This is a genomic window from Niveispirillum cyanobacteriorum (assembly GCF_002868735.1).
Lineage (GTDB): Bacteria > Pseudomonadota > Alphaproteobacteria > Azospirillales > Azospirillaceae > Niveispirillum > Niveispirillum cyanobacteriorum.
Genome location: NZ_CP025611.1, coordinates 2932501 through 2946718 on the forward strand (window position 1 = coordinate 2932501; position 14218 = coordinate 2946718).

Consider the following 14218-nt stretch of genomic DNA (forward strand, 5'->3'; position numbering starts at 1 on the left):
ATTGAGCGGTAGCGGAGCGTTCCGTAGGCCGTCGAAGGTGTGTCGCGAGGCATGCTGGAGGTATCGGAAGTGCGAATGCTGACATGAGTAGCGACAAAGAGTGTGAGAAACACTCTCGCCGAAAGTCCAAGGGTTCCTGCGCAAGGTTAATCCACGCAGGGTGAGCCGGCCCCTAAGGCGAGGCCGAAAGGCGTAGTCGATGGGAACCACGTTAATATTCGTGGGCCAGCGGGTGAGTGACGGATCTGAAAACCAGTGTGCCCTTATCGGATTGGGTGCGCTGCGGACAGGTTCCAGGAAATAGCCCCCGCGTTAGACCGTACCCGAAACCGACACAGGTGGACAGGTAGAGTATACCAAGGCGCTTGAGAGAACGGTGTTGAAGGAACTCGGCAAATTACTCGCGTAACTTCGGGATAAGCGAGCCCCGTTTCTGGGCAACCAGGGGCGGGGGACACAAACCAGGGGGTAGCGACTGTTTACCAAAAACACAGGGCTCTGCGAAGCCACACAAGGCGACGTATAGGGTCTGACGCCTGCCCGGTGCCGGAAGGTTAAAAGGAGGTGTGCAAGCACTGAATTGAAGCCCCGGTAAACGGCGGCCGTAACTATAACGGTCCTAAGGTAGCGAAATTCCTTGTCGGGTAAGTTCCGACCTGCACGAATGGCGTAACGACTTCCCCACTGTCTCCAACACCGACTCAGCGAAATTGAATTCCCCGTGAAGATGCGGGGTTCCCGCGGTCAGACGGAAAGACCCTATGAACCTTTACTGCAACTTTGCAGTGGCGTTAGGAATGGCATGTGTAGGATAGGTGGGAGGCTTTGAAGCATGGGCGCCAGCTCGTGTGGAGCCGTCCTTGAAATACCACCCTTGCAATTCTTGACGTCTAACCGAGCCCCCTGAACCGGGGGCCGGGACCCTGCATGGTGGGCAGTTTGACTGGGGCGGTCGCCTCCCAAATGGTAACGGAGGCGCGCGAAGGTTGGCTCAGGGCGGTCGGAAATCGCCCGGCGAGTGCAATGGCATAAGCCAGCCTGACTGCGAGACTGACAAGTCGAGCAGAGACGAAAGTCGGCCATAGTGATCCGGTGGTCCCGCGTGGAAGGGCCATCGCTCAACGGATAAAAGGTACTCTAGGGATAACAGGCTGATCTCCCCCAAGAGTCCATATCGACGGGGAGGTTTGGCACCTCGATGTCGGCTCATCACATCCTGGGGCTGGAGCAGGTCCCAAGGGTTCGGCTGTTCGCCGATTAAAGTGGTACGTGAGCTGGGTTCAGAACGTCGTGAGACAGTTCGGTCCCTATCTGCCGTGGGTGTTGGAATGTTGCGAGGATTTGTCCCTAGTACGAGAGGACCGGGATGAACATACCTCTGGTGCACCGGTTGTCACGCCAGTGGCACAGCCGGGTAGCTATGTATGGAAGGGATAACCGCTGAAAGCATCTAAGCGGGAAACCCCCCTCTAAACAAGCATTCCCTGAAGAGCCGTGGTAGACCACCACGTTGATAGGAGGCGTGTGGAAGCGCAGCAATGCGTGAAGCTTAGCCTTACTAATCGCTCGTCCGGCTTGATCCATCCGCTCCCGCGCAGCGGCAAACCCACACAATCAACACAACATACCAAACAGCACCCAACACACTCACAAAACCATCCCTGTTACGCGCCGACCTGGTGGTCATAGCGAGGGCCCCCCACCCGATCCCATCCCGAACTCGGCCGTGAAACCCCTCTGCGCCAATGGTACTTTGTCTCAAGACACGGGAGAGTAGGTCGCCGCCAGGTCTGCTCGTAACAGGAAAAACACCTCACGATAACCAAGACACTAACGCCGCCCACAAGGGCGGCGTTGCCGCTTTACCGGGCGCAAATACGCTCCCGGATTGACGCGGGGTGGAGCAGCCCGGTAGCTCGTCAGGCTCATAACCTGAAGGCCGCAGGTTCAAATCCTGCCCCCGCATCCAACCTGAGACAGAAAAAAACCCCGTAACCTCAACAGGTTATGGGGTTTTTGCTTTTGGGTCCGGTTCTTCGATATGGCCCCGTATCTATCAAAATCAATATGTTAGCTACGCAGGTTCAAATCGGGTGTGCCTACACCCGCATCCAACATACAGGGACGCTGTGGTCACCAGTTGAAGCCTCCGGCAAACTTGGCGCGGTTCAGACGTCTATCTGCGGGCCTATGACACCGGGTCAGCCGCTCGGGCCGGTATCGGTGCCTGGCTGGCGGCCTATAACAGCCAACGACCACATCAGGGACTGGCCTACCAAACCCCCGATGAGGTCTACTTCCGCCGCCCAGGGCGGACGGGGCTCGCCCCGTCCACCCTGGCTGTGGCAGCATAATCAACCAGGAAAGCGGATACCGAGCTTAACAGCGGTTCAAACCTGTCCAGATGTTGGGGACCACCTCACACCTCACAGTTCAGTTCATGCTGCCAGACCTCGGCAAGATCCGCTCGACCCCTTGCACATCGCGCGGGATCTCCGCAGTTCCCGGATCTCCCGTTCCTGCGCCTTCAACTTCTCCTGCACATCCAGCGGAATACCGGCACGGCTGCCGCTTTTCACCTTGGCTTTCTTGACCCACTCATTCAGCGTCTGCGCCGAACCCCCGATCTTGGATGCAACAGACGACACCGCCGACCATCGCGACGGGTAATCCGTCTCGTGCTCCAGCACCAGCCGAACCGGTCCGTCGCGGGTCACGCGAGCGCTCAGAGGGCTCTTGGCTTGGTGCCATGTGCGCTGGCCACCATGCTGGCCGTCAATGTGGCCGTCAGGGCGGCGAGCGTCCACCCCAGATGACCATGGCCGGTATTGTAGTAGACGCCTGGCAGCCGCCCGCTTCCGACGCGCGGCATCATGTCAGGCATCATGGGGCGCAGGCCGGCCCAGGGTATGAAATCGCGGGTGGAGACGCGGGGAAACAGGGCCCGGCACCAACCGAGGAGGGGTGCAATGCGATCGGCGCGGATGTCACGGTTCTCGCCATTGAACTCTGCCGTGCCGGCGATCCTGAACCGGCCATCGCCCAGGCGGCTGGTAACGATTTTTGCGCCATCGTCCAGCAGGCTCACTCGCGGTGCCGCCTTCCGGCTTTCCTCATCATTCAGGTTTACGGTGATGGAGTATCCCTTGACCGGATACACATTCACGTCGTCACCTAGCCAGTTGGCAAGGGACCGCGATCCGACCCCGGCGCAGATGACGACAGCATCGAACGGGTCCTGGCTTTCCTGATGATCGTCGCGACTGGCGACTTCGACCCGGCCCTGCCGGACGCGGATGTCGGTGACGGTAGTGTTCATCCGCAACTGTCCTCCCCGGCGTGCGACGGCACTGGCCAGACCGTTTGTATATTTATGAACATCGCCCGTAAAATCGGACGGGGTATAGAAGCCACCCTCGAACCGGCCCTGCAGGCTGGGTTCAATAGCTATGATCTCCAGTGGGCTGACGGGCTGGCGATCAAGGCCGCCGGAGCGCAGGATGTTGTTCACCGCAGTCGCGTGGTGAAGACCCGCCGGGTCGCGATAGACATGCAGGATGCCGCGTCGCTCCAGGTCGAAGTCGATCCCTTCCTCGTCTGCCATTTCCAGCAGATGCTGGCGCGCAGCGATCGCCATCCGAACCGTGGCAACGGTATTCTGCTGATAGCGGGGGATCGCAGCCAGAAACTGTGCCACCCACCCGTATTTGTGCAGGCTGGGCTTTGGGTTGAACAACAGCGGCGCATCAGCCCGCAGCATCCATTTCAACCCCTTCAGCACTTGCCCCCAATGGGTCCAGACCTCGGCATTGGAAGCCGATAATTGGCCACCATTGGCGTAGCTGGTTTCCATGGCAGGATAGGGGTGACGGTCATATAGGGTGATATCCGCCCCGCTGTCCTGCAGCTTGTAGGCGGTGGTGACGCCGGTAATGCCGGCGCCAATGACGGCGATACGGGTCATGTCTCTCCTTTCCCACCCGTCGGGTGGCGGTCCATGCCCCATCCGTATGGATGCCTGAGAGCTTCACCGCCCGCAGCGCAGGTGCGGAGGGCTTTCTCCTACGGCGGGATCTGGTGCCCGCAGGGCCCAGTTCCACTCTCCGGATGCTATCAGCCGCATGCGGTCCGGGTGCCTGAGAGATTCCGGGGCGGTTGCTCCTTCGGCGGCGGCCAGGGCCGCGCTCTCCCGCATGGGCCAGGATTAATAGAGAGGCTTATGCAGTCCCTCGGGATCGGCCTGCCGCAGTCTCACGCAGCGACAGCCAGATGATGGCGGCCCCGATGAAGGCGACACTGGCCAGTGACATGACCAGCGGCAGCCCGATGAAGGGCACCAACCATGCCGTAAACAGCGGTGCCGCCATCGACACGATGCGTCCCCAATGGAAGATGGAAGCCGCGGTCGAGCGCAGATGCGGCGGGTACAACTCTGCCAGCCATGGCCCCCAGACGACGGACGCCGCAATGGCCATACCGTACAACAGGCCAACCAGCAGGAAAGCAAAGGGGGCCAGCGGGACGAACAGGTAAAGGGGGATCAGGGCGGCCCCGATGAGGAAACCCACTGCCGCCGCCCGGCGCCCGAACCGGTCACCGACCCAACCCCACAGGAAGCCGCCCACGGCGGCACCAACAAACTGCCAGCCGACGATGTCGCCGATCAGCGCTTCCGACAATTGTCGGCTGTCACGCAAATAGGTGGTGGCCCAACCGGTGAAGGCCTGATAGCCGAAGAAATTCAGCCCCGCCATCAGGGCCAGCAACAGCGTCTGCCGTCGCACACCAGGACGGAACAGTTCTGTGACGGGCAGGGCGGCCTTGGCCACGGGCGGCGCGGTCTCATCTGCACCCCAGGCCAGAACACGGCGGTCATCCGGCATGGCGGCAAAGGTGAAAAAGGCCAACAACACCGGCACGGCCCCGGCCCACAACAGCAGGGTCCAGGACAGCCCCGCCTTGAACACGGCTGCTGACACGAAGCCAAGGGCGGAGACGGCCAAGTAATAGATGCACATTACGATACCAGCAATCCGCCCGCGTACGAGCGGTGCGAACAACCCGGAATAAAGCCCGACCGCGATCGGGTACATCGCTCCCATGAAAAAGCCCAAGGTCAGACGTTGCACCATCAACTGTGCGAAATTGCTGACAATCAGGCCCGCCAATAACGACCCACCGAAACCCAGCATGACCAGCACCAGGGCGTTGCGCCGCCCAATCCGGTCGGCTACTTGCCCCATGATCACGGCTCCCGCCAGACCGCCCAGTGATTGCCATGTGTATAGCGAGCCCGTCTGCGGCAGGGTGAGCGACAGTGATTGCTGGATATAGGGTCGCAGGATGTCGACCGTGTTCCAGGACCAGGAATAAAAGAAATACGCTGTCAACAGAAAGACAAGCGCGCCGATGCGGCGACCCTTCGTCAAATCCTCGGCACGGGTCATTGGTCTCGCGGCTCCGGCTGGGCTGTCTGAGAGGATCGAAACATGGATTGCATCCGAATGCAAACAGAATAGTGTGCATCGTGAACCCTCGGGCACGGAGGCTGGAGCATACCACGATGAAGACTACGATACGGTGGCATTATCAGTCTTGCATTCGAATGCAGCCCTTGGCAGATTAGGTCTCGTTGCGAAGGACAAACCATTCCGCAGGGGAGGGTAAGTGATGCAGGAATCCGTTGGGCGGCCGGATGGGTCGCCTGGTCGTGCGGCCATGCTTTCCCTGGCTGATGTCCTGGAATTGGGCGGTGTGGATGCCGGAACCGCCTTTTGGCGGGCAACCATGGCCGACACCGTGAATTGGAACGGTCCGCACCCGGTCAACAGCCTGTCGGGCCTTGCCGCCTTCCTGGCCAACGCCTGGGTCCCGATGATCCGGGCCTTCCCCGATCTGGGCCGGCGCGATGACATTGTGTTGGCGGGGCAGTTCAAGGGAGGGGATTGGGTTGCAACGACAGGCCATTATATCGGCACGTTTGCGGCACCCCTGCACGGCATTCCGCCCACGGGCGGTGTTGCTACCTTGCGGTATGGCGAATTCTATCGCGTCCAAGATGGGCGCATCGTGGAAGCCTATGTCATCCATGACTACCTGGGCCTGATGGCGCAGGCCGGGTGCTGGCCACTGCCGCCGTCACGTGGCGCTGAAATTACCGTCCCCGGCCCCGCCACCCATGCGGGTCTGCTGCGGGGTGATGCCGATCCTGCCGAAAGTCAGCGGTCGCTGGCGCTGGTAGAGGCGATGATCGCCGGTCTGATGCAATATGACGGAAAGACCCTGGAAAGCATGGGGATGGAGCGCTTCTGGCATCCGCGCATGCTGTGGTACGGCCCCGCCGGTATCGGTACGGCTCGCGGCCTGAAGGGCTTTCAGGACCATCACCAACGCCCGTTCCTGACCGCATTTCCCGACCGTGTGGGCGGTGATCACAAATGCCGTATCGGGGAGGGGCTTTTTGTGGCTTCCACCGGTTGGCCCTCGGTGCGGGCCACGCATCTGGGCGGCGGCTGGCTGGGCTGTCCGCCCTCGGGCCGGCGCATCGGCATGCGCGTCATGGATTTCTGGCTGCGTAAGGACGGGCTGCTGACCGAAAACTGGGTGTTTATCGATATCATCGATCTGCTGCTGCAGATGGGTGTTGATCTTCTGGAACGTTTGCCGCCGGCTCGCTGACGCGGCCGTCCGTTTCTTCATGTCAAGATAGGGCACTGGGCCATGACCATCCGCATCGACACTGCCGCTATGGCGGCCCGGCGTGTTCGTTACGCCGACCTGATCCCATGCACCACCGCCTTCATCGACACCCGTACACCGGGGTCGGATCGGAAGGAGAATTTCACCATCATCGGCCCCGGCGTGGCCGAAAATCCTGATCAACATGTGCATATCAGCGAACCGCACGGGTTCAATATCGGCGGCGCGCGCCAGCCACCGCATTGTGTGAATTCCCAGCATAGCCACGAAACGGCGGAGGTCTTTGCCGTTCTGTCTGGCGACTGGAAATTCACCATGGGGGTGGACAAGGCCGACAGCGAAATCAACTTGCACCCCGGCGACATCATCTCCATCCCAACCAACTGTTTTCGGGGATTTGAGAATGTGGGCAGCGACAGCGGCTTCCTGTTCGCCGTGCTGGGCGGGGATGATCCGGGCCGCGTCACCTGGGCACCCGACGTGTTGCGCCGCGCCGCCTCCACCGGTCTGGTTCTGCTGGAAAATGGCGCGCTGATCGATACTGCCGCCGGTCGCCAGGTGCCGCCCGGTCAGGTGGCGGTGCGCCCGCTGGAGCCGGCCGAACTCGAGCGATTTGATCGGATCAATGCAGCGGCCCTGGCTGGTTGTGTCGTGCGGGCCGGGGAAACGGCCGCAACAGAAACGCAGAACGGTCTGCCAGAGGCGCTGGTAATCGGCCGTGGCGGTGTTCTTGACTGGCCGCATGGCTTTACTGTGTCCAGGGTGGATCTGTCGGCCGGCGCTGCGGGTGCCTGGCATGCGCATGATCAGCCGGAGGTGCTGTTCGTGCTGGCCGGGACGGCACAGCTGGAATGGGATGATGGCAAGCTGGACCTAGCCCCCGGTGACACGATGAGCGTGCCGCGGACCCTGATGCGGCGCCTATCCTCCACCGATGGTGCAGGGGCTACGCTACTGGCGGTTCGAGGCGGCGATGCACTGCCCTGGGCGACCCCGGTCTGAGCCGCTACGCCAAGGCTTGAACCCGGCGGTGCCTGTCGGCACCTTCAAGGCCGGGATTTCCTCCCTCAGACGCCAAGGTGAAGGCCATCATGGCACATGATACTGTAACCTACGTTCCCGGCCGGGATATCGCAGAGCTTCTGGCCCCCCGCCCGCGCGTACAGGACCTGCCCGGATTTCATGAAGATTACGCGGACTTTGTTGACTACATCATCAAATGCACGCACCGCATCTGGGAGGAAAAACAGGTCGGCCTGATCTACTCCCACTATACCCATAATTGTCTTGTCCACACCTTGGGCGGACAGACCTTTGGGGCGGAGGAGGTGGTGCAGAACACCATCCGGACCATTGCTGCCTTCCCCGACCGCAGCCTTTATGGCGATCATGTCATCTGGTCGGGTGATGCGGCGCAAGGCTTTTACAGCTCCCATCGCATCACGAGCCTGATGACCAACCAGGGGGCCAGCGAATTCGGCCCCGCCACTGGCAAGCGGGTGCGCGTCACCACCATCGCTGACTGTGCGGTGCGCGAGAACCGGATCTATGAGGAATGGCTGGTGCGGGACAATAGCTGGCTGGTTCGTCAGCTTGGTCTTGACCCGGCCGAGGTTGCCCGTCGCCAAGCCGAAGCAGCACCGGCACCCTCCCATGAACAATGGCGCCTGGGCGAGATTGACCGCGTTCTCGGGCAGTTGGCACCCGCGCGCGGGGAATTCCCCGCCGACCCGATGGCGGAGCCAGAGGCCTTCGCCCTTGCCCTGTTCCAGGAGGTCTGGAACGCCCGCATGTTCGGCGAGGTACGGCGTCATTATGCTGGGAATGCGCGGATGGAGGCCCCCAATGGCCGCCGCCTGTTCGGCCATGGGGAGATCATCGGCTGGGTCATCGCTGTGCTGGCAGCACTTCCCGATGCCCGTCTGTCGGTGGACCATGTCGCGGCCGTGCCACATCCCAGCGGCGATGGCGTTGACATTGCCATTCGCTGGCAGTTGGCGGGCACCCATCGCGGCGGTGGCCTTTATGGTCCTGCCACGGGAAGGCGATTGCTGATCCTGGGTGTCACCCACTGGACTCTGCGTGGCGGACGGATCGAAAATGAATGGACCATCTTCGACGAAGTGGCCATCTGGCGGCAGATTTTCGGGGGACCGGCGGCATGAGCCTTGGCACCGCAGCCCAGCTTTTCACCGTTGAACAGGCGGCCCGGCAACGGGCCGCCTGTGGTCTTTGGATCGACCATGCCCTGCATACGGTGACGCTGGAAACACCTTTTGCGCGCGATTATGGCCGTGACGCCCTGGTCACCTGTGCGCTGGCCGGTGCGCACCTGCTGTCACCCGTGGATTTCAGAGACGTCTGGCTGGTCAGCGGTGCCGACGGTCATGTTGCCTGGTCGGCCCTGGTTAGTGGCAGCCATGCTGGCAGCAGTGCGGCCTTCGGGCCAGCCAGTGGACGGGCGGTCCATGCCTTGGGCGGCGGTGCCGCGCGCCTGATCGGCGGCCGGGTGGGTGACCTTTATTGGTTTGACGACACCTTGGCCCTGACCCGCGCCGCAGGTGCCGATCCACAGCATGTTGCAGACGCCTTGCGGTTGGCGGAAATCACCCCTCTTGGACTGGACCCCGCCATGGATCAGCGGCCGATTGCGGGGGCCGCATTGTTGCCCGGCGCACCTGGCTGGCTGGCTGCCTGGCTGTCTGTGCTGGTTCAGAAGCGGCCTGACCAGGTGGAGGGGCTCTATGCCGCCCCTGCCACCCTGACCCTCACGGCGGGGCGATCCGTAGCCGGGGCAGATGCAATTGCCCGTCACTGGCTGGCTCTGCTGCTGGCGTTGCCCGATCTTCGGCTCTGGCCGGAGCGGTTCATGCTTGAGGGTGACAGGGCGGCCTTGTTGTGGCGCCTGTCCGCCACCGGCCCCAATGGCCCGGTGCGCAATATCCCGGTCCTGTCCATGTGGCAGCTGGAGGGCGGGCGGATCATGGCGGAGCGGTTGCTGTTGGATGAGGTGTCGCTCCTGGCCCGCTAGAGCTGTTTTCGGTTGGCTGGAAACAGTTCCGGCAGCGACTGCCACAGCAGCGAAATGGCTTTTTCCGCACCCTGCTAGATGCACCCCATCCATCGTTTTCCGTATGACCCACGCTTTGAACGGTTCCATTTGAAGCGATCACACCCTGTCAGGCCTCTGCCAAGGCACCCTTTAAGCCCGAAAAAAGGCGGCGCCAACCCCTGGGGTGGGGGTGGCGCCGTTTCAGTTGAGGGAGGGAAACGCATTACAAGAAAGGGGGTGGCGGCAGAAGAGCCGGCCGCCACCCAACCCGGTCACTCACGATAGGTAATCTTCAGGCCGAAGGTCTGCGGTGGGGCATAACTTGCCTGCAAGGCACCGCCGCCGCCCCAGACAGTGCGGTTCTTGACCTTCTTGTCGGTGACATTGTCGACATAGGCCCGCACTGTCACATTGCCATCCGCGTTCTCCCAGGCCGCCGACAGGTCAAGCTTGGCGTAACTGTTGGTACGCTCCAGCTTGGAATTGAACGGCTGGCCATAGAAATCATCGGAGAAGCTGAGTACGGCCAGCGGCGTCAGGGAGCCGGCCCCATCCAGATCGATACGGTAGGACGTGAAGACGGACCCTGACCAGGAGGGGCTGTAGGGGATCTTTTTACCCGACAGGTCACAGCCATAGGCGTTGTTCGGCGAACCTGGAACGATACGGCAGGTGTACCCGACAGGGACGAGCGCATTGTTGATCACGCCACCAGCACCGACCGGGTTGGCAAAGCCGCCGGGCAGGGGGGCGTCCATAAACGAGGTATATTCCGCACTCAGCAGCGACAGCGAGCCACCCAGGCTGAAAGCGTCAGTGACCAGCCATTCGGCCTCCACCTCAACGCCATAGCTTTCCGCCTCAGCCGAGTTGAAGATGATGGATGCGGTAGTATTGCCCACCGGCACCTGACGCTGTTCCTGCAACTTCTTATAGTCATTGAAGAAGGCGGCGATGTTCAGTTGAAGGCGGTTGTCCAGGAAGCGGTTCTTGGACCCCACCTCAAACGCCGTAACGGTTTCGGGATCAAAGCTGAACACGGCCGCTTCGGTGCGGGTGTTGTAACCGCCGGAGCGGAAGCCAGTGGAAACCGAAGCGTAAAGCAGGCTGTCTTCTGCCACTTGATAGTCGGCGGCCAAACGCCAGGTGACCTTGTCGAACGTCACGTCAGGCTGGTTGGTTGTGCCGATATTCGGCGGGGTGACGCCGATGGCTATGGAGCTGTTCTGCAGGGCGGGGCGTAGGAATTTGAAGCTCTTGTGGTCTTCGGTATAGCGAGCGCCGGCCGTGAACGAGAGTTCATCGGTCACCGCGTAGGTGCCCTGGGCATAGACGGCATAGCTTTCCGTCTCGCTATACTGATCATCATAGAAGCCGGCACCGGTAACGCCCGTGGCCACGCCATTGACGATGCGCGGCAGCTGCTGGTTCACGAACAGGCCGCGCAGCTCGTCCTTGAAGTAATAGACACCCGCCACGTAGCGCAGGGGGCCGCTGTAATCGGAAAGGACCTGCAGCTCCTGGCTGAAGGTTTCCGCCTCGGTGCTTTGGTAGTCCAGGCCGATGGTGCTGGCACTGAAGTCGCTGTCGCTCGTCCGCTCCAGGTTGAAGTCTGAATAGCCGGTGATGGACCGCAGCGAGACGGGACCCAGATCATAGACGATGTCGCCGCTGAAGCCCTTCTTCTCCGACTTGCGGAAGGTACGGTAGTTCTGGTCGATCCGGAACGGGTCATCAGCCTTGTGAATGGGGATGCCAAGGTCCTGCACACCGGCCACGCCGGGGCAATCATCCACACCGTCCAGATTGCCCGGCCGGGTGTTCAGCACCAGTGCTGTGGCATTGAAGACGCGCTGGCAGGTGGCAGGGTCGTAGTAGCTGCCCAACAGTTTGTACCCGAAGGCCGAACCGCCGTTCCCGCCCTCATCGGCATAGTCGCCACGCAAGGTGATCTTCAACGCCTCTGTCGGCTCCAGCGCCAGGGCGGCGCGCACATAAGACAGATCGTCGTCGAACAGGTCAGCCTTCTTGTTATTGTCGTTGCGGACATAACCGTTGCTCTTGTCGCGGGTTGCGGCAATACGCAACGCGGCCTTGTCGCCAATCGGGGCGTTGGCATAGCCCTCGGCGCGGACCTTGCCATATTCGGCCAGGGTCAGGGAGCCGCCGAACAGCGTGGCGTCCAGCACCGGAGACGCCGTGATGATGGAGATATTGCCGCCGAACGTGTTGCGGCCATACAGCGTGCCCTGGGGGCCGCGCTGAACCTCCACCCGCTCCAGGTCGACGAAGCTGCTCATCGCCTGGGACGCGCGGGACTGGTAGATGCCGTCGATGAAATAGCCGATGGTGGTGTCGCCATTGACGCCGACATTTTCCGTACGCACGCCGCGCATCGCCGGGCGGGCATCGGAGCCGGAACGGCCAAAAGTGAAGCCGGGCGTCACCGCCTCCAGCTTCGTGATATCAGTGATACCACGTCGTTCCAGCCCGTCCGATGTGACGGCGGTTACGGAAAGCGGTACAGCCTGCAGGTTTTCCCCACGGCGCTGGGCCGTAACCACGATCTCCTCCAGGGCCAGCGCGTCATTCTGCGCCCATGCTGGCATCGCAGGGGCCGCCGTCAGCAATGCAACGGTCGCGACCCCGTACTTTACGCCAACAGTCCAATGGCTGCTGTTCATCTTGATGCTCCCGATTTCCCTGTTGTGTTCCATGGAGGCAGGCCACTTTGGCGGTCTTTGCCGCGTCCAGATTCTTGTGCCGTCGGCATTGTTACGGACGGCAATCATGTCGCATTCGGAGTATCCATTTGAATGACTGCGAATGCAATACGGAATTCGATCCTTGCCTGAAAAATCCAAGATGCCGGACGCCAGATGCGCTGATTCCCATGGCTTTACAGTAAAATCGGGATCAAATGGCCCAGACCGCCTATGGAAAACGATTGAATTCGAATGCGTTAATCACGTGCTACGCGGTCAACTTCGCTGAGACATCCCGAAGGAGCTGATCGGCACCCTGTTGCAGGAAACCCTGGTCAGAACCCAGGAGGAACAAGCTCGCGCCCTGGTCACGCCAGCGCGGCAGTTCCGCCAGGTCCGGGGTGAACAGGCCGACGGGCTTTCCTGCCTTCACAGCGGCGGCAATGATCCGTTCGCAGGCATCCAGAACCGCCGGCGCCTTGGCGTCGCGCAGGCCAAGCGATATGGTCAGGTCGATGCGCCCGATGAAAAGGGCGTCGATGCCCGCGACGGAGGCGATCGAGTCCAGGTGCGCCAGTGCCTCCGCATCCTCGATCTGGGCGATCACACAGACCTGCTGCGCCGACAGGTCCAGATGCTGTGCCATGGTCCGCCTGCCCAGGTCGGCGGAACGGGTGTGTCCCGCAAATCCCCGACCGCCGGGCCCGAACCGGGCCTTGCGCGCCGCCTCGGCCGCCTCGTCGGCGGTGCGGATATGGGGCAGCAGCAGGGCATCGGCCCCACTGTCCAATGCGGCCAGGATATGTTCGGGCGCTGCGGTCTGCGGCCGCACGATGGCCGGTTTGCCCATGGCACGGGTGATCATCAGGGCCTGATCCAGGCTGTTGCGATCAAATGGCCCATGTTCGGCATCCAACACCAGGCAATCCAGCCGGGATCTGGCCAGCACCTCAATGTTCTGCATCGACGGGATCTTGCAAAAACAGCCGGTCAGCAAGTCGCGGCGGTGGAGGCGAAGCGAGAAGGCGTCCATCATCATCCGACCTTTCAGGCGTCAAGAAATTCCGATATCTGGGCAGCCATGGCCGTTGGTGCCTCGAGCGGCGCCATATGGCCCGCCTCTTCCAGGATGTGCAGCCGGGCGTTGGGCAGGCTGTCCGCCATCTCCCTGTGTCGGTCGACAGAACACAGCGCGTCATGCGCTGCTCCCAGAACCAAGGTGGGGCAGGTTATGCCGGGCAACAGCGGACGGGCATCGCTCCGGTCGCGCAGGGCCCGCATTTGCCGACAGAATATCGCCGGCCCGAGATGACGGGCCATGGCGCGCACCAGGCCTTCCAACGTGGTCGGTCGCGTGGGGCCTGGGGCGAAATAGAGGGGCATAAACTCCGTCTCAACCACCGCTTCCAGACCGCCAGCCTGTGCACGGGCCATCTGTTCGTCACGGATGATGCGGCGTTCGGGCGGGTCGGGTCGCGCCGTGCTGTTCAAGATGACCAGGTGCGAAAGCCGCTCAGGTGCCCGCGCCGCAAGATGCAGCGCGACAATGCCGCCCATGGAGTAACCGGCAAGGGCAAAGCGTGGTGGTGCCTGGGCCAGAACAGTTTCAACCATGGCGTCGATGGTGTCGTCCTGGGTCAACGCGTCCAGCGGCATGCAGGAACGTTCGCCAAGGGCGGGTCGCAGCCCAGACCAAAGCCATCTATCGCAAAGCAGTCCGGGCAGTAACAAAAGCGTCGTCGTCATGAGGCGGTCCACTGGC

At 61.8% G+C, this 14218-nt stretch carries 9 protein-coding genes, 1 tRNA gene, 2 rRNA genes, 2 pseudogenes and 1 riboswitch (1 of these 15 cut by a window edge); of the genes and pseudogenes, 8 read left to right on the forward strand and 6 right to left on the reverse strand.

Annotation, left to right across the window (positions count from 1 at the left end; translation table 11 throughout):
• From C0V82_RS13625 to C0V82_RS13640, 4 genes and pseudogenes are all read left to right on the forward strand, one after another.
• Window positions 1–1583, forward strand: a 23S ribosomal RNA gene (locus C0V82_RS13625); it begins 1165 nt to the left of the window's first position.
• Between the two features lie 92 nt (window positions 1584–1675).
• Window positions 1676–1790 (forward strand): 5S ribosomal RNA (gene rrf, locus C0V82_RS13630).
• 102 nt (window positions 1791–1892) lie between these two features.
• A tRNA-Met gene (locus C0V82_RS13635) sits at window positions 1893–1969 on the forward strand.
• A gap of 196 nt (window positions 1970–2165) precedes the next feature.
• A pseudogene (locus C0V82_RS13640) lies at window positions 2166–2354 on the forward strand (integrase core domain-containing protein); the annotation flags it as partial.
• Window positions 2355–2450: 96 nt separating this feature from the next.
• On the opposite strand, the pseudogene C0V82_RS26925 reads toward C0V82_RS13640, so the two are convergent.
• From C0V82_RS26925 to C0V82_RS13655, 3 genes and pseudogenes are all read right to left on the reverse strand, one after another.
• Window positions 2451–2729, reverse strand: a pseudogene (locus C0V82_RS26925) (transposase); the annotation flags it as partial.
• Entirely contained in the window at window positions 2726–3964 is a 1239-nt protein-coding gene (locus tag C0V82_RS13650; RefSeq protein ID WP_102112768.1) for a D-amino acid dehydrogenase, read from the reverse strand. The gene C0V82_RS13650 and the pseudogene C0V82_RS26925, both read right to left, overlap by 4 nt.
• A gap of 150 nt (window positions 3965–4114) precedes the next feature.
• A riboswitch (glycine riboswitch) is annotated at window positions 4115–4202 on the reverse strand.
• A 15-nt stretch (window positions 4203–4217) separates the two neighbouring features.
• A complete protein-coding gene (locus C0V82_RS13655; RefSeq protein ID WP_102112769.1) occupies window positions 4218–5447 on the reverse strand; it encodes an MFS transporter in 1230 nt (409 codons plus the stop codon).
• A 223-nt stretch (window positions 5448–5670) separates the two neighbouring features.
• On the opposite strand from C0V82_RS13655, the gene C0V82_RS13660 reads away from it, so the two are divergent.
• From C0V82_RS13660 to C0V82_RS13675, 4 genes are all read left to right on the forward strand, one after another.
• Window positions 5671–6678, forward strand: coding sequence for an ester cyclase (locus tag C0V82_RS13660; protein WP_102112770.1), 1008 nt, complete (start codon window positions 5671–5673; stop codon window positions 6676–6678).
• Between the two features lie 42 nt (window positions 6679–6720).
• On the forward strand, window positions 6721–7701 hold the full coding sequence (locus tag C0V82_RS13665; RefSeq protein ID WP_102112771.1) for a cupin domain-containing protein: 981 nt from the start codon (window positions 6721–6723) through the stop codon (window positions 7699–7701).
• Between the two features lie 89 nt (window positions 7702–7790).
• Window positions 7791–8864, forward strand: coding sequence for an ester cyclase (locus tag C0V82_RS13670; protein ID WP_102113428.1), 1074 nt, complete (start codon window positions 7791–7793; stop codon window positions 8862–8864).
• Complete coding sequence (locus C0V82_RS13675) at window positions 8861–9730, forward strand: nuclear transport factor 2 family protein (protein WP_158659922.1); 870 nt, start codon at window positions 8861–8863, stop codon at window positions 9728–9730. Before C0V82_RS13670 ends, C0V82_RS13675 begins: the two co-directional genes overlap by 4 nt.
• Before the next feature lie 293 nt (window positions 9731–10023).
• On the opposite strand, the gene C0V82_RS13680 is transcribed toward C0V82_RS13675, so the two are convergent.
• The 3 genes from C0V82_RS13680 to C0V82_RS13690 form a co-directional block, all read right to left on the reverse strand.
• Window positions 10024–12435, reverse strand: a complete 2412-nt coding sequence (locus C0V82_RS13680) for a TonB-dependent receptor (RefSeq protein WP_158659923.1) — start codon at window positions 12433–12435, stop codon at window positions 10024–10026.
• Window positions 12436–12724: 289 nt separating this feature from the next.
• Window positions 12725–13495 (reverse strand): HpcH/HpaI aldolase family protein, encoded by a 771-nt coding sequence (locus tag C0V82_RS13685; protein WP_102112774.1) that lies wholly within the window; start codon window positions 13493–13495, stop codon window positions 12725–12727.
• 8 nt (window positions 13496–13503) lie between these two features.
• Window positions 13504–14202, reverse strand: coding sequence for an alpha/beta fold hydrolase (locus C0V82_RS13690; protein ID WP_102112775.1), 699 nt, complete (start codon window positions 14200–14202; stop codon window positions 13504–13506).
• Between the last annotated feature and the right edge of the window lie 16 nt (window positions 14203–14218).

Excerpts from the sequence above, each read along its gene's own strand:
- C0V82_RS13650 (WP_102112768.1), bottom strand. The coding sequence starts at position 3,964 with ATGACCCGTATCGCCGTCATTGGCGCCGGCATTACCGGCGTCACCACC.
- C0V82_RS13655 (WP_102112769.1), bottom strand. The coding sequence starts at position 5,447 with ATGACCCGTGCCGAGGATTTGACGAAGGGTCGCCGCATCGGCGCGCTT.
- C0V82_RS13660 (WP_102112770.1), top strand. The coding sequence starts at position 5,671 with ATGCAGGAATCCGTTGGGCGGCCGGATGGGTCGCCTGGTCGTGCGGCC.
- C0V82_RS13665 (WP_102112771.1), top strand. The coding sequence starts at position 6,721 with ATGACCATCCGCATCGACACTGCCGCTATGGCGGCCCGGCGTGTTCGT.
- C0V82_RS13670 (WP_102113428.1), top strand. The coding sequence starts at position 7,791 with ATGGCACATGATACTGTAACCTACGTTCCCGGCCGGGATATCGCAGAG.
- C0V82_RS13675 (WP_158659922.1), top strand. The coding sequence starts at position 8,861 with ATGAGCCTTGGCACCGCAGCCCAGCTTTTCACCGTTGAACAGGCGGCC.
- C0V82_RS13680 (WP_158659923.1), bottom strand. The coding sequence starts at position 12,435 with ATGAACAGCAGCCATTGGACTGTTGGCGTAAAGTACGGGGTCGCGACC.
- C0V82_RS13685 (WP_102112774.1), bottom strand. The coding sequence starts at position 13,495 with ATGATGATGGACGCCTTCTCGCTTCGCCTCCACCGCCGCGACTTGCTG.
- C0V82_RS13690 (WP_102112775.1), bottom strand. The coding sequence starts at position 14,202 with ATGACGACGACGCTTTTGTTACTGCCCGGACTGCTTTGCGATAGATGG.